The sequence below is a fragment of the Streptomyces sp. NBC_00663 genome (genome assembly GCF_036226885.1).
Lineage (GTDB): Bacteria > Actinomycetota > Actinomycetes > Streptomycetales > Streptomycetaceae > Streptomyces.
Genome location: NZ_CP109027.1, coordinates 221,102 through 246,320, shown reverse-complemented (window position 1 = coordinate 246,320; position 25,219 = coordinate 221,102). Strand labels below are relative to the sequence as shown.

Annotated in this window: 21 protein-coding genes and 3 pseudogenes; 9 read left to right on the top strand and 15 right to left on the bottom strand. The window is 69.1% G+C overall.

The window, feature by feature from the left end; translation table 11 throughout:
* Positions 1–82: 82 nt before the first annotated feature.
* On the top strand, positions 83–790 hold the full coding sequence (locus OG866_RS01100) for a response regulator transcription factor (protein WP_329331357.1): 708 nt from the start codon (positions 83–85) through the stop codon (positions 788–790).
* Positions 783–2,228, top strand: a complete 1,446-nt coding sequence (locus OG866_RS01095) for a sensor histidine kinase (protein WP_329331356.1) — start codon at positions 783–785, stop codon at positions 2,226–2,228. Before OG866_RS01100 ends, OG866_RS01095 begins: the two co-directional genes overlap by 8 nt.
* 99 nt (positions 2,229–2,327) lie before the next feature.
* On the opposite strand, the pseudogene OG866_RS01090 reads toward OG866_RS01095, so the two are convergent.
* The 4 genes and pseudogenes from OG866_RS01090 to OG866_RS01075 form a co-directional block, all read right to left on the bottom strand.
* Positions 2,328–3,074, bottom strand: a pseudogene (locus tag OG866_RS01090) (SDR family oxidoreductase); the annotation flags it as partial.
* Positions 3,075–3,591: 517 nt separating this feature from the next.
* On the bottom strand, positions 3,592–4,071 hold the full coding sequence (locus OG866_RS01085) for a MarR family winged helix-turn-helix transcriptional regulator (RefSeq protein WP_329331355.1): 480 nt from the start codon (positions 4,069–4,071) through the stop codon (positions 3,592–3,594).
* An 8-nt stretch (positions 4,072–4,079) separates the two neighbouring features.
* The gene (locus tag OG866_RS01080) at positions 4,080–5,141 is read right to left on the bottom strand and encodes an alkene reductase (RefSeq protein ID WP_329331354.1); all 1,062 of its coding nucleotides are present in this window, start codon (positions 5,139–5,141) and stop codon (positions 4,080–4,082) included.
* Between the two features lie 76 nt (positions 5,142–5,217).
* Positions 5,218–6,123 (bottom strand): NADP-dependent oxidoreductase, encoded by a 906-nt coding sequence (locus OG866_RS01075; protein WP_329331353.1) that lies wholly within the window; start codon positions 6,121–6,123, stop codon positions 5,218–5,220.
* A 1,571-nt stretch (positions 6,124–7,694) separates the two neighbouring features.
* Here OG866_RS01075 and OG866_RS01070 point away from each other — a divergent pair.
* Positions 7,695–8,729 carry an amidohydrolase family protein gene (locus OG866_RS01070; RefSeq protein ID WP_329331352.1) on the top strand — a complete coding sequence of 345 codons (1,035 nt, stop codon included), beginning with the start codon at positions 7,695–7,697 and terminating at the stop codon, positions 8,727–8,729.
* Positions 8,730–8,733: 4 nt separating this feature from the next.
* Here OG866_RS01070 and OG866_RS01065 read toward each other — a convergent pair whose 3' ends face one another.
* Entirely contained in the window at positions 8,734–9,456 is a 723-nt protein-coding gene (locus tag OG866_RS01065) for an IclR family transcriptional regulator (protein ID WP_329343863.1), read from the bottom strand.
* Between the two features lie 68 nt (positions 9,457–9,524).
* On the opposite strand from OG866_RS01065, the gene mhpD reads away from it, so the two are divergent.
* Genes mhpD through dmpG form a run of 3 tightly spaced genes read left to right on the top strand, consistent with a single transcriptional unit; the run spans position 9,525 to position 12,297 of the window.
* Positions 9,525–10,364, top strand: coding sequence for a 2-keto-4-pentenoate hydratase (gene mhpD, locus OG866_RS01060; RefSeq protein WP_329331350.1), 840 nt, complete (start codon positions 9,525–9,527; stop codon positions 10,362–10,364).
* The gene (locus OG866_RS01055; protein ID WP_329331349.1) at positions 10,361–11,287 is read left to right on the top strand and encodes an acetaldehyde dehydrogenase (acetylating); all 927 of its coding nucleotides are present in this window, start codon (positions 10,361–10,363) and stop codon (positions 11,285–11,287) included. Before mhpD ends, OG866_RS01055 begins: the two co-directional genes overlap by 4 nt.
* Entirely contained in the window at positions 11,284–12,297 is a 1,014-nt protein-coding gene (gene dmpG / locus OG866_RS01050; RefSeq protein ID WP_329331348.1) for a 4-hydroxy-2-oxovalerate aldolase, read from the top strand. The genes OG866_RS01055 and dmpG overlap by 4 nt, the downstream gene beginning before the upstream one ends.
* A gap of 61 nt (positions 12,298–12,358) precedes the next feature.
* On the opposite strand, the gene OG866_RS01045 is transcribed toward dmpG, so the two are convergent.
* From OG866_RS01045 to OG866_RS01035, 3 genes are read right to left on the bottom strand one after another with little or no spacing between them, the layout of a single operon-like run.
* Complete coding sequence (locus OG866_RS01045; protein ID WP_329331347.1) at positions 12,359–13,366, bottom strand: VOC family protein; 1,008 nt, start codon at positions 13,364–13,366, stop codon at positions 12,359–12,361.
* Complete coding sequence (locus tag OG866_RS01040) at positions 13,363–14,226, bottom strand: alpha/beta fold hydrolase (RefSeq protein ID WP_329331346.1); 864 nt, start codon at positions 14,224–14,226, stop codon at positions 13,363–13,365. The genes OG866_RS01045 and OG866_RS01040 overlap by 4 nt, the downstream gene beginning before the upstream one ends.
* Before the next feature lie 8 nt (positions 14,227–14,234).
* Complete coding sequence (locus OG866_RS01035) at positions 14,235–15,845, bottom strand: bifunctional 3-(3-hydroxy-phenyl)propionate/3-hydroxycinnamic acid hydroxylase (protein WP_329331345.1); 1,611 nt, start codon at positions 15,843–15,845, stop codon at positions 14,235–14,237.
* A 127-nt stretch (positions 15,846–15,972) separates the two neighbouring features.
* Here OG866_RS01035 and OG866_RS01030 point away from each other — a divergent pair, with 127 nt between their 5' ends.
* On the top strand, positions 15,973–16,611 hold the full coding sequence (locus OG866_RS01030) for a TetR/AcrR family transcriptional regulator (protein WP_329331344.1): 639 nt from the start codon (positions 15,973–15,975) through the stop codon (positions 16,609–16,611).
* 35 nt (positions 16,612–16,646) lie between these two features.
* On the opposite strand, the gene OG866_RS01025 is transcribed toward OG866_RS01030, so the two are convergent.
* Positions 16,647–17,183, bottom strand: coding sequence for a hypothetical protein (locus OG866_RS01025; RefSeq protein WP_329331343.1), 537 nt, complete (start codon positions 17,181–17,183; stop codon positions 16,647–16,649).
* A gap of 507 nt (positions 17,184–17,690) precedes the next feature.
* On the opposite strand from OG866_RS01025, the gene OG866_RS01020 reads away from it, so the two are divergent.
* Positions 17,691–18,521: a transglutaminase-like domain-containing protein gene (locus OG866_RS01020; protein ID WP_329331342.1), complete on the top strand. Its 831-nt coding sequence runs from the start codon at positions 17,691–17,693 to the stop codon at positions 18,519–18,521.
* Positions 18,522–18,576: 55 nt separating this feature from the next.
* Here the strand turns inward: OG866_RS01020 and OG866_RS01015 are convergent.
* A pseudogene (locus OG866_RS01015) lies at positions 18,577–18,708 on the bottom strand (IS21-like element helper ATPase IstB); the annotation flags it as partial.
* A gap of 580 nt (positions 18,709–19,288) precedes the next feature.
* On the opposite strand from OG866_RS01015, the gene OG866_RS01010 reads away from it, so the two are divergent.
* Positions 19,289–19,801 (top strand): hypothetical protein, encoded by a 513-nt coding sequence (locus tag OG866_RS01010; protein ID WP_329331341.1) that lies wholly within the window; start codon positions 19,289–19,291, stop codon positions 19,799–19,801.
* Between the two features lie 3 nt (positions 19,802–19,804).
* Here OG866_RS01010 and OG866_RS01005 read toward each other — a convergent pair whose 3' ends face one another.
* From OG866_RS01005 to OG866_RS00985, 5 genes and pseudogenes are all read right to left on the bottom strand, one after another.
* On the bottom strand, positions 19,805–20,155 hold the full coding sequence (locus OG866_RS01005; RefSeq protein WP_329331340.1) for a hypothetical protein: 351 nt from the start codon (positions 20,153–20,155) through the stop codon (positions 19,805–19,807).
* A gap of 357 nt (positions 20,156–20,512) precedes the next feature.
* The gene (locus tag OG866_RS01000) at positions 20,513–21,580 is read right to left on the bottom strand and encodes a hypothetical protein (protein WP_329331339.1); all 1,068 of its coding nucleotides are present in this window, start codon (positions 21,578–21,580) and stop codon (positions 20,513–20,515) included.
* 365 nt (positions 21,581–21,945) lie between these two features.
* Positions 21,946–22,701, bottom strand: coding sequence for a class I SAM-dependent methyltransferase (locus OG866_RS00995; protein WP_329343862.1), 756 nt, complete (start codon positions 22,699–22,701; stop codon positions 21,946–21,948).
* A 734-nt stretch (positions 22,702–23,435) separates the two neighbouring features.
* A pseudogene (locus OG866_RS00990) lies at positions 23,436–23,894 on the bottom strand (transposase); the annotation flags it as partial.
* A gap of 737 nt (positions 23,895–24,631) precedes the next feature.
* The gene (locus OG866_RS00985) at positions 24,632–25,006 is read right to left on the bottom strand and encodes a hypothetical protein (protein ID WP_329331337.1); all 375 of its coding nucleotides are present in this window, start codon (positions 25,004–25,006) and stop codon (positions 24,632–24,634) included.
* Positions 25,007–25,219: the final 213 nt, after the last annotated feature.

Below are 25,219 nucleotides of genomic sequence, written 5' to 3'. Positions count from 1 at the left end.
GGGTCCGCTCGGATCGACTCAGCGTCTCCTTAGCCCCCCCCACTACGCTGGACACCAGCAGGGCCTTGCGGGAGGAGGCGCCATGCGGATTCTCGTGGTCGAGGACGAAGCGCCCATGGCCCAGCTGCTGCGGCGCTGCCTGACGGAGAACGGCTTCGCGGTCGACGTGGCCGCCACCGGCGAGGACGGCCTCTGGTACGCCGGGGAGTCCGACTACGACGTGATCGTCCTGGACGTGATGCTGCCGGGCACCGACGGGTTTGCTGTGCTGCGTGAGATCCGCGCCGCCGGCCGGTGGGCGCCCGTCCTGCTGCTCACCGCACGGGACGCCGTCGAGGACCGGGTGCGCGGTCTGGACCTGGGCGCGGACGACTACCTCGTCAAGCCGTTCGCACTCGCCGAACTATTGTCCCGGCTACGCGCGCTGATGCGCCGGGGCGCCCGCGAACGGCCCGCAGTGCTCACCGTCGGCGACCTCACCCTCGATCCGGCGACCCGCTCCGTGGCCCGCGGGGGTGCGCCGATCACCTTGACGGCCAAGGAGTTCGCGCTTCTGGAGTGCCTGATGCGACGGCCCGGACAGGTGCTCTCCAAGGCCGAACTCATCGAACACGTCTGGGACTTCACCTTCGACGCGGACTCGAACGTCGTGGAGGTGTACGTGGGCTACCTGCGACAGAAGATCGACCGGCCCTTCGGGCGGCGGTCACTGCGTACCAGCCGAGGCGCCGGCTACTGGCTGAGAGACGACCGCAGGGACGGTGCGGATCATGCGCGCTCGGTTGGCTAGGCTCCCCGTCCGGCTCCGCCTGACCCTCGCCTTCTGTCTGGCGATGGCGATGGTGCTCACCGCGCTGGGCGCCTTCCTCTACACCCGGATGGGCACCGAACTGACCCGCGCCGTCGACCTCGACCTGCGCGCACGGGCCGCGGCCACCGTCGGCTCGCTGGCCCAGCGTGAACGGGCTCCGCTGGACGCGGGCAGTGGACTCATCGACCCCGACGAGTCGTTCGGCCAGATCCTCACGCCGCAGGGTGACGTCGTCGAGACGACTCCGGCCGTCGCAGCGGCGCCCATGCTGCCGCCGGGCACCGCACGAACCGTCACCAAGCCGGTCTTCCTCAGCCGCCATGTCGTGGGCGTCAACGACCCCGCCCGGCTGCTCGCCCTGCCCGTTCGTCTGCCGGGGAAGGTCGAACAGCCCGCCGTCCTCGTCGTCGGCGCACCGCTGGGCGACCGTGCGGAGGCACTGGACCGGCTGCTGCTCCTGCTGCTCATCGGCGGGCCGCTCGCCCTGTCGGTGTCCTCGTACGCGGGCTGGCTGCTGGCGGGCGCGGCCCTGCGACCGGTCGAGCGGATCCGCCGGGAGGCGGCCGCGATCTCCGAGACCGAGCCTGAACGGCGCCTGACCGTCCCGCCGACCGGAGACGAACTGGCCCGTCTCGCGCTCACCCTCAATGCCATGCTCGCGCGCCTCCAGGAAGCACTGGAGCGCGAGCACCATTTTGTCGACACGGCTGGACACGAGCTGCGCACCCCGCTGGCCCTGCTGCGGGCCGAGCTCGAACTGGCCACGGCGCGCCCGCGCGAGCGCGTCGAACTCGAGGCCGCTCTACGTTCCGCCGCCGCCGAGACCGACCGGCTCGTTGGACTCGCCGAGGACATCCTCGTCCTCGCCCGCACTCGAGAGGGCCGACTCCCGCTGCGCCGCGAGCCAGTGTCCCTGCCACGACTGCTCACCGATGCGGCCGAGGCGTTCCGCGCCCGCGCGACCGCCGACGGTGCGACGATCACCGTGGAGACGTCCGGAGCCCCCGAAGCAACCGCGGACGCCGATCCGGTACGGCTGCGCCAAGTTCTGCACAACGTCCTCGACAACGCCCTGCGCCACTCCGGCTCGTCGGGGCCTGGCCACATCGTCCTGAGCGCCGAACGAGCGGACAGTGCCGTGAAGTTGTGCGTAGGTGACGAGGGCCAGGGCTTCCCGCCCGCCATGCTCGCCGGGCCACCGCCTGGCCCGTCGGCCGACAGGAGTGCCGGTGGGCTCGGCCTCGCCATCGTCGCGATGATCGCCGCGGCGCACGGCGGCCGGTTGAGCCTGGCCAACCGGCCATCGGGCGGGGCTCTCATCACCGTGTGCCTGATCGCCGCGCCAGTGCAGGGAAGCGGTGCCGAGTGCCCGAGTGCTGCGGTCGGCTCGTGCGCGGGACCGGCCGAGGCTGAGTAAGCCGCATCCACTGCGACTACGTGTCCCGCGGGGGTCGGCGACGTAGCGGCCGGTGTCGAACCAGCTGAACATCGCGGCCATGTCCTTGACCAGGGGCATGAAGCGGCCGGCGACGGCTCCTGCGGCGCGGGCGACGGCGGAGGGGACGGCCCGTACCTTGATCTTCTTTCCGGCCCGGTTGCCCATCAGGTCGGCCATCTCGCGCATGCTGACCGGACGGTCCCAGCCGATGTCGATGCGCTCACCGTTGTCGGCCTCGGCGTCGACGGCGGCCGCCAGGTACGCCGCGAGGTCGGAGGTGTGGACGAAGGTCAGCGGGACGGTGGTCTTGCCGATCCACGTCAGGCGGCCCTTGTTGATCGGGTTGCCCGCCATGGTCGCGATCTGGTCGAGGAAGGCCCCCGGCCGCAGTGCGACGAACGGGACGCCGAGTTGTTCGAGCTTGTCCTCGGTAATCTTCTTGTGCCAGAAGTGCGGGACTTGGGGGGTCTGGTCGCTGGTGAGGATGCTGGTCAGGACGAACCGCCGGATGCCGGTGCGGTGGGCGGCCTCGGCGAGGTTGGCGTTGCCGACGGTGTCGATGTCGTGCGCGTTCTTGCCGCCGCGGGTGCAGCCGGCAGCGGTGGTGATGACGGCATCTGCGCCGTTCATGGCGGCGACGAGCGAGTCGAGGTCGAGCATGTCGCCGCGGGCGATCTCGACACCCCGGGTTTCGAGCCTGCTCGCGTCGGTGGTCGGCCGGACCAGGGCGCGGACGTTCTTACCGCGCCCCAGCAGTTCGTCGACGACCTTGCCGCCGAGGGAGCCGGTCGCGCCGACGACGAGGACGGGGCGGGTGGTGGTCATGGGGGTCTCACTTTCCATCAGGTCAGGTGCGGGGGATCAGGTGGCCGCGGACGTGGGCGCCGTCGGCCGGGGTTGCTCAAGGGGCGGGCGGGCCTGTGATGGGTGGATCCGCGGCGCGGGTCATCGCTGGCCTGCAGGAGCTTGCGGCAGTCGACGGTGACCCGGACGCGGGTGATGCGGCCGTCCTCGATGTGCGGTCTGCCAGCCACAGGGAAGGGATCGGCATTTCCGTGGGAGAGGTGTTGCCCTTTCCCCCGGACGAGTCCCGCCTGCCTGCACCGGATGGCTCGCCTGCCCCTGCCGCTGAGGCCCCGCTCAGCCCGTTCTGCCTGACGTACGGGGGGAGCGGGGGGCCCGCCACATACGCCGGCTGACTCACCGGGCTTCCGGCAGTTGGGGGAGCCTGGCTCCGCTCAGCACGGGCCTTCGTGAGCCAACTACGCTTGCAGCAACTGTCCACTTCGCAGGAACACCGGAAGCGATTCGCACTCGAGGCCGAAGCCGGCGTGCTTGCCAGTTACTCAGACTGTTCCCGCGGAACAGCGCGGCTGTTGATCGCGTCGGCGATGGCGTAGGCGGTGCGGACGAAGGATTCCGCCTGCTGCGCCGACACGTTCAGCGCGGAGGTCTCCTCCAGGGCCCGCCACATGGCTGCCAGGGGCTCGCGCATGGCACGGCCCTTGTCGGTGAGGTGGACGACCATGACGCGCCGGTCGTGTTCGGCCGGCTCGCGGACGAGCAGGCCGGCGTCCTGCATGCGGCGCAGGGACTTCGAGACCGTGGAGTGGTCCAGGCCGACGCTTTCGAGCAGCTCGGACTGGGTCTGGCCGTCCCGGTCCAGCAGTTGCATCAGCAGCAGTTCCTGTCCGGGATGCAGGTCCATCTCGCGGAGCATGGCGGCGGCGCGGGCCCGGTGAGCACGGGCGAGCTGGAAGATCGCGTAGCTCATCGGCCCCTCGCTGGCCGTGCTGGGGATGCGGGGTGTGGGGACGGACATGCGGTTCCTCAGACGGTGTAGGTGGGGTAGTCGGTGTAGCCGGCCACTCCGCCGCCGTAGAAGGTCGCCGGGTCGGGGGTGTTCAGCGGCGCGTCAGAGCGTAGCCGCTCGACCAGGTCCGGGTTGGCGAGCGCGAGGGCGCCGACGGAGACGAGGTCGGCCGTGCCGTGGTCGACGTCCTTGGCGCGGGTGGGTAGGTCGGCGCCGGCCCGGTTGAGGATCAGCGTGGTCGGCCACAGCTCACGCAGGGTGCCCAGCAGTTCCTCGTCGCCCGCGTGCATCACGTGGAGGTAGGCCAGACCGAGTGGGCTGAGTGCGCGCAGGAGCGCCTGATACAGCTCGGCGGTGTCGGACTCGGCCATGTCGTTGTACGGATTGCCGGGGGAGATGCGCAGGCCGGTGCGCTCGGCGCCGATCTCCTCGGCCACCGCGGCGGCTACCTCGGCGGCGAAGCGGATGCGGCCCTCGAGGGAACCGCCGTAGCGGTCGGTGCGCTGGTTGGTGTTGTCGGACAGGAACTGGTGCACCAGGTAGCCGTTGGCGCCGTGGATCTCCACGCCGTCGGCGCCTGCCGCGACCGCGGCCGCTGCGGCGCGGCGGAAGTCGTCGACGGTCGCTGCGACCTCCTGCGTCGACAGAGCCCGGGGCGTCGGCATCTCCTGGGGCCCGGACGCGGTGAACATCGCGCCCTGCGGCCGGATCGGCGAAGGGGCGACCGGCCGGCGCCCGTGGGGGGTGTTGTCGGGGTGGGCGATGCGTCCGGTGTGCATCAGCTGGATGACGATCCGGCCGTCGGCGGCGTGCACGGCGTCGGTGACCTTGCGCCACCCGGCGATCTGCTCGTCATTGTGGATGCCGGGAGTGAGGAGATAGCCCTGGCCGTCGGCGTTTGGCTGGGTGCCCTCGGTGATGATGAGCGCGTGCGAGGCCCGCTGGGCGTAGTACTCGGCGTTCAGCTCGGTGGGGACGCCTTCAGGGGTGGAGCGGTCACGGGTCATGGGCGCCATGACCAGGCGGTGCGGGAGGGAGATGTCACCGACGGTGGTCGGTGTCCACAGGGCGTTCAGCATGAATGGGTCCTTCAGTGCGGTGATGAACAGGTGGTGATCGGTCAAGCGGGAGGGCGTGGCGGAAGGAGGGGCGTGATCAGTCGAGGGTGAGGACGAGCTTGCCCCGGACATGCCCGGCGTCGCTGACCTGCTGGGCCGTGGCGGCCTGGTCGAGCGGGTAGGCGGTGACGGTGGTGACGAGCTTGCCGGTCGCGGCATCCTGCGCCAGGGCGGCCAGGCGGGCGGCCGAGCGTTCGTGGGGACCGTTGGCGAAAGTGATGCCGAGCTGGTGCGCGCGGAAGTCGGCGATGGTGACGATGCGCTCGGTGCCGCCGCGCAGGGCGATGGAGTCTTCCAGGGCTCCCTTCCCGGCCAGGTCGAACACCGCGTCCACGCCGTCGGGGGCGAGCGCACGGACCCGCTCGACCAGGCCCTCGCCGTAAACAGTCGCGGTGGCGCCGAGCGAGGTGAGGTAGTCCTGGTTGGCGGGGCCGGCGGTGCCGATGACACGCGCTCCGCGGGCCGTGGCGAGCTGGACCGCCAGGGTTCCGACCGCTCCGGCCGCGCCGTGCATCAGCACCGTCTCCCCTGCGGTGACGCCCAGCAGGTTCAGGACCCGCTCGGCCGTCTCGCCCGCCACCGGCAGCGCGACCGCGTGCTGCCAGTCGAGACCGGCGGGCTTGTGGGCCACGGTGGTGGCCAGCGCGTACTCGGCGTACGAGCCGGTGTCCGACCAGCCCAGCACCTCGTCATCCACCTGCACGTCCTGCACCCCCTCACCCAGGGCATCCACCACGCCGGCGAGCTCGTGACCGGGGACGGAGGGCAGCGGCGTGGGGAACACGGCCTCCAGCGCCCCGGAGCGGATCTTGCCGTCCAGTGCGTTCATCCCGGCCGCCTTGACGCGGACGCGGACCTGCCCGGGGCCGGGCTGCGGGACCTCGATGTCCGCCCCGTGCAGCACTTCCGTGCCTCCGAAACGGTCGAACAGGATGGCTTTCATGACGACTCCTCTCGTGCCCCCACCCATTTAGGTGGCTGGCCACATAATTACCGTAACAGCAAACATGTGGCTAGCCAAGTATTTGCTGTCGCTCGCGCTGGGCGAGAGCGGTCATGGTCGCGTCGGTCTCTTCGGGGCGGCGGTCGAAGCGGGAGGCGCCCCGCCGGAGCGCACCTTCCCCGGCCACGGGCTACCTCGACTGGAAGCTGGAAGACGGGCCGGTCGGGCCCCGGCTGGCGGTGTGCGGCTTCTTTCTGGCCCGGCCTCGGGTCGGCTCGCGGTTGGACGCCGGGCAGCCTCCAGTTCCGCGTCCTTCTCCTCCAGTCGAGCCAACGGCTCGGTGTTCGGCTCGGGATGGTGCTCCGCCCCGGGTCGAGGGGTGGAGCACCATCTCGCCGGTAAGGGGCTCCGCTGCGCGACGGTTCCATCTTCTTGGCTGAACCGGGCGGACACGGCGGCTTCTGTGGCGAGCGTCTGTCTCGAAGGCCCTCAGGGGCCGTCGAGGGGCCACAAGGACAGGAACAGACCGACAAGCACCACGCGAGACTGATACTGATCAGTACATCTGACCTGGGAAAACGACAAAGATGAGGGCTGATCGGCAAAGGCCGCCAAGATCCCCAAGGGACTCATAATCCGTCGGCCGTGGGTTCGAGTCCCACCCGCCCCACGTTTGTAGGCCTCTGACCTGCGGAAACTTTCAATTTGTCCTGTCAGATCGTCAACTTTGTCTGAACGGACTGAATCCGCTGCGCGTGAGTTCGGCCTCGTTGCCGGCGTCGGTGGTGCGCGTGGCTCTGACCTGCATGGACGTTCTAGTTTATGGCGGGTGACGCTGCGCTACATGGCTCCTCTGGCTAGTTCGGCACTGAATTCTGGACGCTGGCTGGATGCGAGGAAACCGGAGGTGGCTATTTCGGGGTCGAGTCGTTCGCGCCGTCCGGGGGGACGGAGTCGGTGCGGCGTGGTGGCGATGGGCTCGCCTGGATCATGCAGTTGTCGACGAGGTTGATCGGCGCGAGGGAGAAACGGCCCGTACTGAAAACGGCCCAGATCGCACGGCTCTCACCCTCGCCAGCCTGACCGCGCGCTCTCTGTCCCCTGACCGGGTCGCGTCGGCTCTCTGGGGGACCCGCGCGGCGGGCCCCCTCGGCCCAAATCGCCCTGACGCTTGGAGAAAAGGTGAGGACACCGACGCCACATTCGCGATCCCCGGCTCAGGGGCCCAGCAGGGCCTGGCCTGGACACCCTCGGTCGGGTCACTGAAGTCGTCCGAACTCTGATCCCAACCGGACGAGGGCGCGGTGCGTGCCATCACCACCTACGCCGTCGTCGGGCTCCCCAGTGCCTCCTGCTGCCTGCGCTCGTGCGGCAGAACCCAGGTCTGAAGCGCGTTCGCGCCTGACCTTTCCATACGGATCCCCGTGGCCGCGCGTGGTGGATGCGGTACTGGCCATCCGTGGTGGTGACCGGCGGCACACTCTCTTGCGATCCAGCACTGCTGTAGCGTTTACTCCAATTGGAGTGACCGCTACAGTCACCGTGCGTCAGAGCCGCAAGGAAGTCACCTCATGGCCGCCATCCCACGCCGTATCGACGTCCACCAGCACCTCATTCCCGCCTTCTACCGGGACCTCCTCGCCAAGGAGGGCATCGCCGAGGCCGGCGGCCGGGCGCTGCCGGACTGGAACCCCGAGTCGGCGCTGGAGCTGATGGACCTGCTGGGGACAGAGACGGGGATCGTCTCCGTCTCCACGCCGGGCGCCGCATTCCTCGACGATCCGGCCGAGGCCGCCCATCTGGCCCGGCGACTCAACGACTTCTCCGCTGATCTGGCCGAAAGTCACGCGGGGCGGTTCGGCTGGTTCGCAACCGTGCCGATGCCGGACGCCGTCGCCTCCGCGGCCGAGGCCCGGCGGGCGCTGACGGAGCTGGGTGCCGACGGGGTCACCCTGCTGGCCAACAGTCGGGGCACCTATCTGGGCGCGGAGGGACAGGACTCCCTGTGGCAGACGCTCGACGAGCACGCGGCCGTCGTGTTCGTCCACCCGGCCGACCTTCCCGCGCCGCCGGTCGAGGGCATCCCGCCGTTCGCCGCCGACTTCCTGCTCGACACCACGCGGGCCGCCTATCTCCTCGTTCGCAACGGCATCCCGCGCCGCTATCCGAACATCCGGTTCATCCTCAGTCACGCCGGCGGTTTCGTCCCCTACTCCTCGCACCGGATGGCTGTCGCCATCGCCGCTGATGCCGGGCGCAGCCCGTTGGACGTCCTGGACGACTTCCGAGACTTCTACTTCGACACGGCCCTGTCCTCCAGCCCGGCGGCCCTGCCCACCCTGCTGGCCTTCGCCCGCCCCGGGCGCGTCATGTTCGGCAGCGACTGGCCATTCGCCCCCACTGCCGCGGGCCAGTACTTCGCTAACGGCCTGGACAGCCACCCGCTCGATGCGGAGTCGCTCAAGGCCGTCGACCGCGGCAACGCCGAGGCGCTCTTCCCTCGTTTCGGCGGGACTTCCGCGCCTTCCAGGTCCGGGTCGGGACTGCGGAAGTCCGCCCAACGGGCCGCTGCCCGGCTCGTCTTCAAGTTGGTCCAGCCAACATGACGTCTCACGCGCCCGCGCGCAGCACCCGCGACAGCCCCAGCGCCGCCGTCCGGACCGCCGGAGCCAGCTGAGCGGGGCTGAACCGGGAGCGCGGTACGGCCACCGAGAGCGCCGCCACTGCCGTACCACCTGAGAAGACGGGAGCCGCGATACAACTCACCTCCAGCGCCGCCTCCTGCTCCTCGTAGGCGAGCCCCGAGACCCGGATCTTCTCCAGGGCCGTCCGCAGCCGCACCGGGTCGGTGATCGAGTACGGCGTCAGGCTCGGCAGAGGCTGGGACAGCACCTCCTCGGTGAGCTCGGCGCCCAAGAAGGCGAGCAGGGCCTTGCCGACGCCGGTGCAGCTCAGCGGGAGGGAGCCACCGATGCGGGAGGGGAGTTGGAGGGCCTCGTGGCCGTGGATGCGTTCGAGGTAGACGACCTCCATGCCGTCGCGCACGCCGAGATGGACGGTCTCCCGCGTGGCCTCGAACAGGTCCTGGAGGAACGGCAGGGCCGCCTCGCGCAGGTCGAGTCGGTGCGGGACCAGCGAGCCGAGCTCAAACAGCTTCGCGCCGAGGCGGTACTGGGCGCCCGACCGCTCCAGCCAGCCGAGCCGGACGAGGTCCGCGGCCAGTCGGTGGACCGTCGGCTTCGGCAGTCCGGCGAGCTCCGAAAGTTCTGACAAACGGAACGGACCACCGCTTGGGCTGAAACATTCCAAGATAAAAGTGGCCTTTTCCAACATGCTGCCGCTCGCAATATTCCGTGACACGGAACAAAGCTTGGCTCATCCGAGGAGAGGTGTCTATATCGATGGCAGTACTCGCACCCCTGGAGGAATCCATGCCGCACACCGCCTCACCGGCCGTGGTCAAGGCCGCCGACCTACTGGAGGAGGCCACCCGCACTCGGGCCGCCTGCCCGCCGGTGCGGACGCTGTTCGACGCCGGCGACCTGGAGACGGCTTACGCCGTGCAGCAGGTCAACGTCCGCCGTGCCCTGGACGCCGGGCGCCGGATCGTCGGCCGCAAGATCGGCCTGACCTCCACGGCCGTGCAACGGCAACTAGGCGTGGACCAGCCCGACTTCGGCGCGTTGTTCGCGGACATGGCGGTGCCGCAGGGCGGCGAGGTGCCCGCCGGGCGGCTGCTCCAGCCGAAGGTGGAGGCCGAGGTCGCGCTCGTTCTTGCCGAGGATCTGCCGCACCGCGAGTGCACGGTCGTGGACGTGCTGCGCGCGGTCGACTTCGCTCTGCCCGCCCTGGAGATCGTCGACAGCCGGATCGCCGGCTGGGACATCTCCCTCGTCGACACCGTCGCCGACAACGCCTCCTGCGGCCTGTACGTCCTCGGTGGCACCCCCGTGCCACTCAGCGGGCTCGATCTGCGCTCGGTGTCGATGACCATGACCCGCAACGGCGAGACGGTCTCCCAGGGCACCGGTGCCGACTGTCTCGGCAGCCCCCTCAACGCGGCCGTCTGGCTGGCCCAGGCCCTCGCGGAGCGCGGCGACCCGCTGCGGGCCGGCGACCTCGTGCTGACCGGGGCCCTGGGCCCGATGGCCCCCGCAGCCCCGTGTGACGTCTTCGACGCCCATATCTTCGGCCTGGGCTCTGTCCAGGTCGGGTTCGCCCAGGAAGGGGCGCAGTCATGACCACCAAGGTCGCCATCATCGGCTCCGGCAACATCGGCACCGACCTCATGATCAAGGTCCTGCGGCTCTCGGAGAGCCTGGAGATCACCGCGATGGCCGGTATCGACCCGGACTCCGACGGCCTGGCCCGCGCCCGCCGTCTCAAGGTCGCCACGACCCACGAGGGTGTCGAAGGCCTGGTGAAGCTGGACGAGTTCGCCGACATCGACATCGTCTTCGACGCCACCTCGGCCGGCGCCCACCGCCACCACGACGAGGTGCTCCGCCCGCTCGGCCGCACCCTGGTCGACCTCACTCCGGCGGCGCTCGGCCCGTACGTCGTCCCGCCGGTCAACGGCGACGCCCACCTCGACGCGCCCAACGTCAACATGGTCACCTGCGGGGGCCAGGCCACTATCCCGATCGTCGCCGCGGTCAACGCCGTATCGCAGGTCCACTACGGCGAGATCGTCGCGTCCATCGCCTCCCGCTCCGCCGGTCCGGGTACCCGGGCGAACATCGACGAGTTCACCGAGACGACCTCCTCCGCGATCGAGCGGGTCGGTGGTGCCGCGCGCGGCAAGGCGATCATTGTCCTCAACCCGGCCGAACCCCCGCTGATCATGCGGGACACCGTGCACTGCCTGGTCTCCGAGTGCGCCACGGAGGCCGTCACGGCGTCGGTCGAGGAGATGGTCGCGCGCGTGCAGGCGTACGTGTCGGGTTACCGCCTCAAGCAGAAGGTGCAGTACGAGAAGGTGGCGGCGGACGACCCGCTGAGCGGCCTGGGCCCCGGCGAGCTGCTGAAGGTCTCCGTCTTCCTCGAAGTCGAGGGCGCCGCCCACTACTTGCCCGCCTACGCCGGAAACCTCGACATCATGACCTCGGCCGCGCTGCGCACCGCGGAGCGCATGGCCGCCCACAGCAGGGAGGCGGCCAAGTGACCGCTCTGTACATCCAGGACGTCACCCTGCGGGACGGCATGCACGCGGTCCGGCACCGCTACACCGTCGAACAGGCCCGCACCATCGCCGCCGCCCTGGACGCGGCGGGAGTGGCCGCCATCGAGATCGCGCACGGCGACGGACTGGCCGGCTCCAGCATCAACTACGGCATCGGCGCGCACACCGACTGGGAGTGGATCGAAGCCGTCACCGACGTCGCCCACCACGCCGTACCCACCACACTCCTGCTGCCGGGCATCGGCAGTCTGTACGACCTCCGCCAGGCACACCGCCTTGGCATCCGCTCGGTCCGCGTCGCCACGCACTGCACCGAGGCCGACATCTCCGCCCAGCACATCGCCGCGGCACGGGAGTTGGGCATGGACGTCGCCGGGTTCCTGATGATGTCCCACATGGCCGAACCGGCCGAACTGGCCCGCCAGGCCAAGCTGATGGAGTCCTACGGCGCCCACTGCGTCTACGTCACGGACTCAGGCGGCCGGCTCACCATGGACGGCGTCCGCGACCGGTTCCGTGCCTACCGCGAAATCCTCGACCCGGCCACGGAGTTGGGCATCCACGCCCACCACAACCTCGGACTCGGCGTCGCCAACAGCGTGGTCGCTGTGGAGAGCGGCGCCGTACGCGTCGACGCCTCCCTCGCCGGCCAGGGCGCTGGTGCGGGCAACTGTCCCCTGGAGGCGTTCGTCGCGGTCGCCGACCTGATGGGCTGGGAGCACGCGAGCGAGCTGTTCCCGCTTATGGACGCCGCCGACGATCTCGTACGACCGCTGCAGGACCGCGAGGTACGGGTGGACCGCGAGACCCTCAGCCTCGGCTACGCGGGCGTGTACTCCAGCTTCCTCCGCCACGCCGAGACCGCTGCCGCCCGCTACGGTTTGGACACCCGCAGCATCCTCGTCGAGGTCGGCCGTCGGGGCATGGTCGGCGGTCAGGAGGACATGATCACCGACATTGCGCTGGACCTGGTCGCCCGCGCCGAGGTGTGATCTGGCACCAGATGAAGGGCCCCATGCGGATCGCCGCATTGGGCCCTTCGCGTGGGGCCGGTCAGTCGTCGGGGGTGCCTGCACCGCTGAGTGAGGGCACGGTGTCCTCGCGGCGGGCGAGGGAGAGGCCTCCGAGCCGGAACTGGTCGAGCTTGTCGATGATCGTCCGACCGACCGGGGTGTGCCCCCAGATGCTGATGCCCTGGTGGGTGCTGGGCTGCCAGGTGGCCTCGTCGATGACGAGGGGGTTCCAGCCGACCTCCCACTCGAAGCCCGACGGGGTACGGGCGTAGTACGACAGTTCCTTGTCGTTCGTATGCTGGCCCACCGACAGGGCCATGTCGAAGCCGAGTTCGTGCACGCGGTCGTAGCTGCGGGCCAGGTCGTCGAGCGAGGCGGCCTGGATGTTGAGGTGCTGAACGCGGGTGCGGACCGGGTCGATGGGCAGGCCGCGGACGGCAGCGATCGCGATGGAATGGTGGCGTTCGTTGACCCGCAGGAAGCGGACCTTGAGTTTCACGCCGCTGATGGCCTCGTCGATGTAGTCGGAGAGACGGGCGTCGAAGACGGTACCGAAGTAGCCGCGCAGCTGCGTCGGCTTGGTGGAGGTGATCGCGATGTGTCCCATGCCGGAGTCGCCGGTGACCCAGCCGGATGCGAGCATGCGCAGCGGTTCTGAGGCGATGCGCGGGGTGGTGTAGATCTCCTGGGTGATGCCCTTGGGGCCGGGGAAGCGCAGCAGGCGTTCGACGCCGCGCAGGGCCGCTTCCTCAGCCGTGCCCTCGACCACGGGGACGCCGTGGGCTCGTATCCGGGCCTCGATCTCCTCGAAACCGGCGTGGTCGTCGATGTGCCAGCCGGTGGCCACGACGTCCTCGGCGGGGCCGCGTCGAACGAGGAATCGGCACTCCTGGTCGTCGAGGCGGAAGCGCATCAGGTGCGAGTCCACCGCGTCATGGTGCATGCCGATGGCGTCGGTTCCGAAGCGGCGCCAGTCGGCGAAGCGGTTGCTCTCGATGACGATGTAACCGAGATGGACGGCGCCGAAGACAGAAGGAGCGGTGTTCATCGGCGGCCCGCCAGGAAGTCGGCGCACAGCCGGTTGAAGAGGTCGGCTCGTTCGAACTGCACCCAGTGGCCGGTGTTGGCGACCATGTAGAGGTCGCAGTTGGGCAGGCGATCGGCCAGCATCCGGGCGCCGGAGGGCCGGTTGACCTTGTCGGCGGCACCCCACAGGACCAGGGTCGGCACGGGCAGCCGGGACAGGCGGGCGTCGCGCGTGAAGTCCATCTTCCACAGGGCCCGCAGCGACTTCGGACGCCTGAGCGGCGGGTTGGCGACGACCTCCGGGTCGAGACTGTCCCGGTAGCGGGTATCTATGACGCTGTCCGGGAGGTCGGCGGCGTTGAAGACGAGGTACTGGCGGATGAACTTCTCCAGTTTGAGCCGCGAAGGCCCGTCCCCGGTGTAGTAGTTGAGCAGGCTGTTGAGGCCGGGGGTGGGCAGGGCGCGGGTGGTTCCGATGCCTCCGGGGCCCATGAGGACCATGCGGTCGACCCGGTCCGGGGTGTCCAGGGCGAGGCGAAGGGCGCAGGCGCCGCCGTAGGAGTTGCCGACCAGGTGGGCCTTGTCCAGACCGAGTTCGTCGAGCAGGCCGCGGATGCCCGCGGCGAGGCTGCCGAAGGGGTCGGCGGAGTCGATGCCCTTGGAGCTGCGGCCGTAGCCGGGCAGGTCGGGGACGATGACCCGGTGTTCCTTGGCCAGCTCCGTGATGTTGCGGCTGTAGTTGGAGACGCCGGAGGCGCCGGGGCCGCCGCCGTGCAGCAGCAGGACGGGAGGGCCGTCCCCGGTCTCCGCGACGAAGATCTTCCTGCCTGCGACGTCGAGCAGGGACTCCCGCATCGACGGCAGTTCGGTGTGCGTGGTCATGACGGTCCTTACCGGGTGAGCGAGGCGGATTTGCGCGCTGAGGGGGTGAATCCGGCCGGAGGCGGAGGGAGTTCGGCACCCGCGGGCGCGGCGGCGTACACGTAGCCGTCCGGGCGCAGGACGAGGGTGGTGGCGCGGCGTTTGGCCATCCAGGGCAGCAGGACACCGTCATCGTCGACGAGGGTGCCCCCGGCCGGGCGGGAGCCGGCGGTAGTGACCCTGAGCGAGGGAATGCCGAGGTGCTCCCATGCGGGCCGGGGTGCGGGCAGTCCCCCGTGCAGGAGCATCCACCGGCCATCCAGGGCGTCGTCCAGGCGGGCCCGGCTGCCGTCGGGGGTGGTCACCCAGGGCTGCGGTATCTGGTGCCCGGTCGCCTTGGTGCGAGGGCGGGCGTGGAAGCCGTCGGCGTAGTGGGCTATGGGGATCCAGTTGGAGTCCTGGAGCCACTGGCTGAAGCGTGGGACTCGGTTCACGACGGGCAGCACGGAGTCGCGGACCCGGGCGACGGCCGAGCGTCGTTCAGTGATGATCCGCCCGACGAACACCGCGCGTTGGGTGATCTCTTTGACGTGCGGTTTGCGTTCGGCCTCGTAACTGTCCAGCAGGCTCTCTGGCAGCTCGCCGCGCAGCACGGCATCCAGCTTCCAGCACAGGTTGGCCACGTCCCGCACGCCGGCCGCCATGCCCTGGCCGATCCACGGCGGCATCGCGTGGGCTGCGTCCCCGGCGAGGAAGACCCGGCCCACCCGGAAGCGGGCGGCGAAGCGGACGTGGTGGCTGTAGACAGTCGCCCGAAGGATCCTGATCTGGTCCCGGCCGATCCCGTACCGCGCCACCATCGAGTAGATCGCCTCGTCGGTGGTCAGATACGTCTCATCGTCACCCGACAGGATCGGGAACTCGAAGCGGTGGTGACCGAGGGGCGTCGGGCAGTCCACGGCGGGCCGGTCCGGGTCGCAGCGGAAGCGCAGCCGGTCGTGGTCCGGCCAGGGCTTGAGCATCTTGGTGTCGATGACCACCCACCGGTCCTCGTACGTCCGTCCCTCGTAGCCCACGTTCAGCTGCGCACGGGTGAGGCTGGAGCCGCCGTCGGCCGCGATGACGTACGCGGCACGCAGCCGTCGGACCGAGTCGTCGGCGGTGCCCACCACCGTCAATTCGACGCCGTCGGCATCCTGGCGCAGCCGCAGGCACTCATGCCGCAGCAGCACCTCCACGTTCGGGTAGCGGGCGACTCCCTCACGCAGTACCTGCTCCAACGCCGGCTGGTAGATGAACATCTGCGGCGGATGGCCATGGCCGCGCGGGGTGGGGTGCGCGCTGATGAAGGCGCGGCCGCGCGCGTCCACGAAGTCCAGCGGCCGCTCGGCCAGCATGTCCCGCTTCAGCCGTTCGGCCAGGCCGACGCGCTGCCAGACGCGTACGACCTCCTCGTCCGTGGAGATCGCCCGGGCGCGGGCGAACACCTCGGCGTCGCGCTCCAGCACGACGACCCTGAGGCCCATCGCCCCGAGCAGGTTTGCCGCGGTCACTCCCGTCGGCCCGTAGCCGATCACCGCCACGTCGTACGTATTGCTCTCGCTGCCCTCGGCTCTGTCCTTGGCACTGATACCGCTCACCAGGCCACCTCACTGTCGTCGTCCCTGACGACTCTTGCTGTAGCGTTCATTCCAGTTGGAATGGCCGCTACGGTAAGCTGAAGGGCAGATACGGTCAAGTGCCGTTAGCAACAGGAAGGGCACCTTCATGACCAGGCCGCAGACGACGCGCAAGAAGCGTGCGAACGGGGTGGAGTCGCGGCAGCGGATCCTGGATGCAGCCGTGGAGATCGCGGGCGAGCGCGGGTACGAGGGCACGTCCATCGCGGCGGTCAGCGCCAAGTGCGGACTGCCCGCCAGCTCGATCTACTGGCACTTCAAGGACAAGGACGACCTGATCGCCGCGGTCATCGAGCGCAGCTTCGAGACCTGGCTCACGGCCGTGGAGCTGCCCGACGAGGAGACCGGTACGCCCCTGGAGCGGGTCACGGCCATGGCAGCGAACGTGGCCAAGTCCCTCGTCGACGCGCCCGACTTCCTGCGCCTGGGCCTCATGCTCGCTCTGGAGCGGCGGCCCGCCGAGCCCCGGGGGCGGACCGCGTTCCTTCAGGTCCGCGGGATCGCGAGCCAAAAGATCACCGAAGTCATCCGGACCTTGCTTCCCGACCTGGACGAAGACGCCGTGCGCACTCTCACCACCTATGCCGTCGCCGGCGCCGACGGGCTGTTCGTCCAGCGGGAGATCAGCGGCGACGCCGTCGACCTGGTGGCCATGTTCGAACTGCATGCGCAACTGGTCTACGAGGCGGCCATGCGCATGGCATCGGGGAACTCGAGACGACTCTGACCGACCGGCAGCGCGGAGGCTCGTCGTGCGGGGCTCTAGGCCGTACCCCGGGCGGAACCGGTGCGGATGACCGGCACACTCCGCTCCACGGTGTAGGCGTGGACGGCTGTCAGCACCGTCTGCTGGTCGGCCACGATTCCGGCGACCTGCTCGGACTTGAGCAGGTCGTCCATGGCGGCACGGCTGTCGGCTCCGATGACGACGCTCGCGTGGTAGCGGCGGAACGTCGGGTTGTCGTGGCAGACGCCGAGCGTGGGATGCACGTACGGCGTCCAAGGCAGGAAGGTGTAGGTCCGCAGATCGCGCGCACCCGCCTCCTGGAGCGCGGGGCCGATGCGGTCGTGGACGTATCGGCGGAAGGTACGGCCGCTCACTCCTCGACGGCGACGCAGCAGCAGCACCGTGCGATGGCCTACGGCGTCGTCGTGGCCGTCGGTCCAGCGGCCTCCGCCCGGGCCGGTGGCCTGCCCCAGAACCCGTTCGAAGACGTTCTGTTCATCCAGGTAGACCTCCCGCATGTGCATCGGCATGCCCAGTGCGGCAGCCGTGCTGCCGAACCGGACCTCGGCCACGCCAAGTTCCCGCTCCTGCGCAAACGAGTGCTTCTCACCGCCACCCGATGATGGCCTGCTCAGGCAGGGCGAAGGCGTCGGCGTACGAACTCCGATGGCCAGCAGAGGGCTCGAACAACCACGTTGGTGACGACGAAGTACCCCGGACTGACCCATCCGTCCTCTTTGCTTACAAACCCTGGACCATCCTCGCGGTAGTAGCGACGCAACATACGGCGCAGCAACGGAGTCCCAGCCACCAACAGGACCGGAGAGGCGACGGCTGCACTGACCGTCACGCCGAGCCGGACTGCATGGATCGTAGCCACGCTCTCTATCCGCATCTCTCCAGTCTGCCGATCAGCAGAGCCTCGTCCACTGCTCTCACGGAATGTGTGCCAGAACCGAGTTTGGGGAACGCTTGAGCGCGCCCGGCGGCAGAAAAGTCGGCGAGTTTCAGCAACACCGTGGATCGGCTGAGGGCTGCGAGGGGCCGGATGTCAGACCCGCCGCATAGCATGCCCGGTTATGGCCGATGACGCGCTCGACTACTCCCAGCCCGGACCCTTCACGAGCCTGGACGCGACGCAGCTCCAGCTCATCGAGAGCCTGCCGAATGACCCCGTTGGCATCTGCGCTGCCGCGCAGGGCCTGGTCATTCAGCCTGCGGACGCCGCCGCGTCAGGGATCGGAGAGGCTCGGCTCGCGGAGAAGAACATCCGGCCGGTCAGCGAGCTGATCGCCGCTCTGGTCGCCCTCGATCCGGCTCCACTGCGGCAGGCTCGCACCCCTGAGACGCGGGTGATCGGAACCTGTAGGCACTTCGCCACCATCGCCTGTGCATTCCTGCGGGCGAGGGGTATCTCCTCGCGGGCTCGGTGTGGCTTCGGGACCTACTTCCTGGAGGGCTGCGGCGTCGACCACTGGATCACTGAGTACTGGGATGCTGACCAGCGGCGCTGGGTGCGCGTCGACACCGAACACCTCGGCAAGACGTATGTCGAGCGTCCCGAGGATCTCGCGGTGGGCGAGTTCCTGACCGGCGGCGAGGCATGGGGGCAGTATCGCCAAGGGGCGGTCGACGGCCAGAAGTTCGGGGTGGCCGGGGTCGATTTCGCCTGGGGACCGGCGGAGATCAGCGGCAACGCTGTCCGCGATCTCGCGGCGCTCTGCAAGAAGGAAATGCTGAACTGGGACGAATGGGGCCGCATGACCGATGCCTATCAGGGCAGGACGGGGCCCGACTACGACCAGCTCATCGACGAGGTCGCCGATGCCTGCTCCAAAGACGATCCGCTGGCCCTGACCAGCCTCTTCGCCCGGGAAGAACTGGTCGTGCCCCACGACATGGTCGGATGACCAGATCCGGGGACTGGCAGCGAGGGCATCGGCCATCGAGCCAGTCCCCACCTGCTCAGGTCGTGGCAGCCTCTGCCTTGGCCCTGGTCTGGGCGAGTCGGCAGGAGTCGGTGCCGGTCTCGATGATCGTGCCGTTGAAGGTGAGCCGGTCGACGATGGCGGTGCAGAGCCGGGGATCTGTGAACGAGTGACGTGGTGGACCGCAGGGCCGGAGGATGGACCTTCCTCACCGACGGGCGCCTGTCCTGCGCCGGATGAGTTGTCGGGGTGTCACTTGTGCCGGCCCGTAGGGACCCGCCTCGGGCGGGAGCCGGTGTCGTGGGCGAGACTTGCGCGGGCGGTGATGGTAGCCGTGGCCGCGCTGGCGGTGCTGGCCGCTTGCTGGGTCACGGCCACCGCGCAGGGTGAGCGTCCGCCGCAGTCGTCGCCGAGAGCGGCACACGCCAGAGCGAAGGGCCCCGCGTCTTCGCCGCCGCAACACCCTTGCACAGGCGACATGGTGACCCGCCGAGCTGGTTCTCGACGAAGAACGCGCTGCGGTACGTCACAGGTCGAGCCTCCCCGGGTCAGGCCATGAACCGTGCCCTGACCAGTCCCACCACGGACCCTGGCTCGGGAAAACGCCAGGCCACGCCACCCCTTCCGGCGCGTAGGAATATCCACCAGCATGAATGTGACGGGGCTGACCTGCGGGTACGTGCAGGACTGCCCTGGCGTTTGGTGTCCGCGCCCGTCCGGGCGGCGTCGGCAACTCCGCGGGGTGAGGCATGCAGAGCTCCATGTGGAAGCAGGGCATCGAGTGGCTGGCCGCCGCGGCGGTGGATCCGCGGGAGTGCAAGCGGGTGTGGGATCAGGGCAGCGGGACGGCGCTGCTGCAGGCCGGACGGTTCTGGGACGTGCTCAGCGTTCCTGATCGGCTCGGGCTGCTCGCCCTGGACCTGCTGTGGCGGGACCCGGCGCGCCTGCCCGGGCCGACGCTGGTCGACTGCGCGGCGCACCGGATCGGCTTCTTCCTGCCCCCCGATCCGGCCAGCGGCTGGGTCGGAGCAGGAGTGCGCCACGGCGGCCGGGGAACGTGGGTGGCGGTGCCGCCGCCGTACCGGGCCGCCGGACTCCTGGAGTGGCTCGTCCCGCCCGACGGGTCCGGCGCCCTGTACGCCCCCGGCCCGCTGGAACAGGCCCTGCGAGAGGCCAACGGCACGCTCGCCGTGCTGGCACCCGCCGGCGCGGAACGGACACGTGGTGCTGCCGCAGCACTGGCCGAACGATCTGACCGCTGAAGATCACAGGCCAGACAGCGCGCCAGGAACGATGGCCGCAGGCACGAGGCGGGCCTGTTCGCTGCGCCGCTCCTGGGATGCCTCGGCGTCGGTGGGCGGGTACGGCGATGCGCACCATCCGCTCATCCACGAGGTGGACGACGATGCCGCGTCGCCCTCTGGGGTGGGGGCGGCGAAGGAAGCCCGCGGCGCGTCGTGGTGCTCCGGGACGAAGCGGCCCATGGCCCGCCACTCCGTCACGAGTCGGTCGTAGATCGGTGAGTGGGCCCGCCGCTTGCCGGCCCGTTCGGCGCACGGCAGGGCCGCGGCGCCGTTCCTGAAAAGGCGCTGGCCGGCCGTCTGTGTGCAGTCCATGCCCGGGGCAACGCAACCGCGCGCGCCGGTGGTACGCGCACCAGCAGCCAGTCACCAGGTCGGGTGAACACATCCCCCATTCGGAGTCGCGACCTCACGAGCTCATCGGACAACCACTTGTTTGCGGTCGTCGGCTTGTGTGATTGTCACGCCCACTCCTCCAGGCGGAGGCCGGGTCCGCGTGCAGGGTGACGTGCGGCTCACCGCTGGCGGATACCTGGACCCGCGTGCGGGCGTCGATGAGCTGAAAACGTAGGTTGCGGGTCCCGCCGCCGTGAGGCGAGCGGTCTGTCACCCACCCTGACGCGGCGGTACTGCTGTCACCGGCTGCGGAGGGTGCGTGACAGGCCCGGCAGCTCATTGGATCAGGTCGGTGTGCGGATGCTCCGGAGAGGTCGGGCAGGCGTAGATCTGCATGTTGTCGGTGCTGCCGACTTCGACCTTGGCCGGCCACGACGGGCTCTGGCCACAGCAATGCCCGACGGCATTGGCGGCGGCCTGGTCTTCGCAAGGTGCCCAGCTGTGTCCCTCGCCGCCGTCCCATTCGCGGGAGGCGATGGTCAGCAGCGGGACCATCTGCACATCACAGACAGTGCAGTATCGGGGGTTGGGGTCGGTGCGGCCCCACGGGGGCCAGCCGCCGACCTTCCAGCCGGGCGCGTCAGCCAGATGGACGTCATAGAAGTCCCGTGGATAGTCCGCGTAGGAGCCGTCGGCGCCGGCTGCCTGCCATCTGCTCCAGTCCTCCACCATCAGCCGCATCTGCGGGTTCAGATCGAGGCTGTTGGGGTATTCGGTGATCGCTTCCGGTGTCAGCACGCATGGCTCTGGCAGATAGCCGTCATCGTTCACCTCGTACGGTTCGGGCGGTGTGGCGAGGATGTCGACGACCGCGGCGGCGGACCGCCAGAACACTGCGGTCGACGGCTTGTGATGCGGATCGTGGTCGTAGGGGCACCACAGAACCTGGAGCAGATCGGCCTGTCCGGGCGGCCGCAACAGGGGTATGTCGCGCAGATACAGCTGGGCCACGGGCAGCATGGGGACCGGGCAGTTCGCAGGCGGAGGGTCGACGGCGAATCGCTCCGCGAGCATCGCGGCGTTCCGCTCGTTGACCGCCGCCTCCTCGGGCGTCATCCCACGGCCATTGTGTTCACGGTGCCACCGGGCCTGCATGCGTCTTTTGAGTCGCACGTCGGCCGGCGACTGGCGGAACCCGCTGTCCACGTGCAGGTGCGAGGCTTCACAGTGCGGCCATGGCTCCTCAGCCGGCCACAGCAACGGCCCCCCGACCGAGCTCTCCCCGACCGAAGGCGACCCGGGACGAGGGTGCAGCCGAATCGCAGGACGCGCCAACGGCGCCAGTTCGGGAAAGACCGCGGTCACGTCCACGGGCCGCGGCGGAGTAGTACGTGCGGAAACCATGCCGGTGATCCTGTCACCAGCCACTGACAACCCCTGGCCGCCTCAACCAGCTTCGGTGACAACGGTGTTCAGCTGGTCAAGTCCAACGCGTGCAGCCCCGGCCACAGCGACAGCGAGCCTGCCCATGTGGCAACCAGCGTGCTTCGGCCCAGCCATCACTCGGCAGTGGCCACTCTGAGAAAGCTCATTGATCTGGATGCGACCAGTAATCAGCGCCACACCGTCACCCCGGATCTACCGCCGTCTGATCGACGAGCACTCCACGTCCGAGGCGTTGTGTTGACCACTTGAACCCGCGCCGATGCGAGGGCGCAAGCGTCCTGCGAGCAACCGCGCGGTCCGGCCAGGGACTGAGAGTCCGGTGTTCATACCTTGCTCGCGACCACCATGTAGTTCTCGGCCTCAAGATCGAACGTGCTCAGTTCCGTCTGGAGTCCGACCCGGTGCAGCTCGACTTCGAGTTCCTCGTACCGGTAGGGCCAGCAGGACAGCAGTTCCGAGCGGACAAGAACCAACCCGGTCGCTTCAACTTGCGCGATCGCAATCTCGATGTGGTGCTCCTCCTCCCAATGCGGCGCAATCTCCCAGCGGTAGACCACGACGGCATCGCGACCGTTCCGGCGGACGAGTCGGTCACTGATCTCCAGCCGGGAACCTCTGGCCCTCACGAGTTCCCAAGTGCGGGATGTGAGTACCAAGCGCCCGCCGGGGCGCAGAAGCCGTGCCATCGACTCCAGGGCAGCACCCCTGCCTGTCGCGCCCGCGGCATGGTGAAGCGAGTTGCCAACGCAGAACACCATGTCGAACGTGTTGTCCTGGAAATGGTCGGGCAACTCTTCCCAGTTCGCCCGTACGGCCCGGACGGATGCCCCGAACTCCTCAGACAATTCTGCGGTCCGACGAACCATCGTCTCGCTGGCGTCAGTTGCGACAACCTGCATGCCACGACCGGCGAGGCCAACCGCCAACTGTCCGGTTCCGCACGAACAGTCGAGGACGTGAGCGTTCGACGGCAGGAGATCGAGGACGTCGTCGAACGACGCGGCGAACTCGGCTGGAGGCAACTTTGCATCCGAGATGAGCCATTCGTACACCTCGGCAAGCACGCCATAGCCTGTCACAACCACTACCTCCGTCACGCGGCAGACTCACGGTAGGACGTCAGTCCATCAGCGGAGCAAGCCGGGGCACCAATGGTTTTCGCAAGGATGGCTCTGACGGTGTTTCGCCGACGAACAGGCCCGCGCGGCCGAGCTGCCCGCCGCCCGGGCACGTGCTGCGCCTCCTGGTCATCGGCGAGGACACCGGCCGCACCGCCCCGGCCGCCGCCGTCAGCGCGTGCTGGTAGGCCGCACGGTGGGCCGGGTCTTGCGCTGGCACCCGGCGCACAGTCCGACCCGGTTACCGAGGCAGACCGGCGCGGACGGGTCGGGCTCGGTGATCAGGGGCGGGGGAGTGTTCATCGGCGGCTGGCCCTGGGGCCCCTCTCTCTTCGGTCAAGCGGATTGGGGCGTTGTTTTCAGTCTGTGGGTGTGGGATCGATGCCGATGTGTGAGTAGACCCAGCCTGCTGGGGCGTCGGTGGAGCGGACTGCCTCGTAGAGGTGGCGGTCGGGTCCTGCCCGGCCGCCAGAGGTGCGGAATTGGGCGGGAGGTGTCCCGTCCGAGCCGAGTTTCACGATCTTTGTTCGGCCGTTGGAGGGGCCTCCGACGACCTTGATGCCGACGTTGTTGTTGACCACCTCGCCGGTCAGCCAGCGGTTGATGAGCTGTATGTGCTCGGAATCTTCTGCTGCCATGGAGCCAGCCGAGCACGGGCGGGTCGGGAGGGACAAGGTGCTCATCTCATCTCGCCCTGGCTGTTTGGGTTGGTAGAAGGTGCCGTCGCGGAGCATTGCGAAGAGCACGTCGGCTCGGCGGCGGGCGAGGCAGAGGAGAGCCTGGGTGTGGTGCTTGCCCTCCTTGATCTTTTTGTCGTAGTAGGTGCGGGAGGCGGGGGCGGCCAGGGCGGCGAACGCGGAGAGGAAGAAGGCCCTCTTGAGCTGCTTGTTTCCTCCTTTGGACTGCTGTTCACCTCGGATCGAGGAGCCCGAGCTGCGGGTCGTCGGAGCGAGGCCTGCATAGGCGGCGAGGCGGGCGGCCGAGGGGAACCTGGTGCCGTCGCCGTCGCCGTCGCCGTCGCCGTCGCCGTCGTAGACGAGGAGGCGGGGGTCGACCACGGTGGTCAGGGGCCGGGCCAGGCTCGGGACGATCAGTGCGGCAGCCTCGGTGCCAGGGACGACGACGGTCTGTTCGGTGAGCGCAGTGAAGACGTCGCAGGTGCGGCGCCCTGTCAGGCATCGGCCGGAGCCGCTCCGGCCAATCGCATGGGGGCCGAGCTGACCGCGGTGCTTGGAGTGGAGGCGGACGAGGGCAATGCGGGCCACGTCCCGGTCCGGGACACGTCACATGAGACACCGAGGACATGAGACACCAAGGACATGAGACACCGGTGCAGGTCACATAACGCCATCGACGGCCGTATCGTCCGGCACCGGCGCACGGCCTTCTCGATCTTCGGAATCGCCCGGACCAGATCGCTGCCGTTACGGCTGCGCACGGCGACATGGCTGTCGGCCCACCTACCGGCGAGTGCGCGGTAGCCGTCCTTCTCCAGAATGCGACCTGTCTCATGAGACAGGTTGGCAGTTGGCCTCGACAGCGAGACCAGACGTCCTGACAGGGACGAGCGCGTACGGGCCCTCCTGGCGACAGCAGTGCGTGGAGGGCCTGATCCTGGAGGGGCGGCACTCTGTCCCCGACGGTGAATGGGCCAAGGTCGCCACTGCCCAGTCACCGAGGTCCGCGCCACCCTCGCCCGGGTCTCCAAAAAGCCGCTGGTCAGGATGGCAGGAGCCATGTAGGGGGAGACTCTTAAGCACGGATCTGTGGAGCCCGGAGTTGAGATGTCCCGGGCTCCCCGACCTCAAAGTCGGTCAATGCCGAGGCGAGGTCGCCCCTGGTCTTCGCAAGGCCTGGCGAGTGCGTTCAGTTCTCCAGCCTCAGGAGTGATCTACCGGACGGCGTCCGGCAGTTCGCCCTCCATCAGATGGATCCGGTTGCCGTCGGGATCCAGGCAGACGAGAAAGGTCTGCTTGAGGCCATCGGGGCTGACAGCCTGCGTACGCGTGTGCTCCAGCACCCTGCCGCCCAGAAAGTGCCAAGCGTGCGGCCACCTCGTCGGCGTCATCGACGCGGAACACGAGCCGTCCGTACCCGGTGATGTCCAGGGGGCACGCCCGGACCCTGCCTTTGGTGCCGGGCTGGTCAGGTGGATCACCTCCACGACGAGTGTGTCGTTCTTGAGGAAGTGCACCTCGCACTCGAAGTCATCGAGCTCGTACAGGGCGCCGAACAGCGGGCCCCCTACCGTCTGGTTACTCAGCACGACCGTATGAATACCGTCCACGGGCGCGTGGGAGTTCAACACCCTTGCGGGCAGTGCCGCTTGCCGCCTCTCGCTGGTCGGCCACCAGCGGTTCGGCCATACGGCGGGTGAGTCGCCGTGAGCACGGGCAGCGTGCCGGGACGTTCCGTTCCGGCACCACCCCCAGGACGTACAACATTGAGGTGTGCAGCGATTGGTCCTGCTCGCCCATCC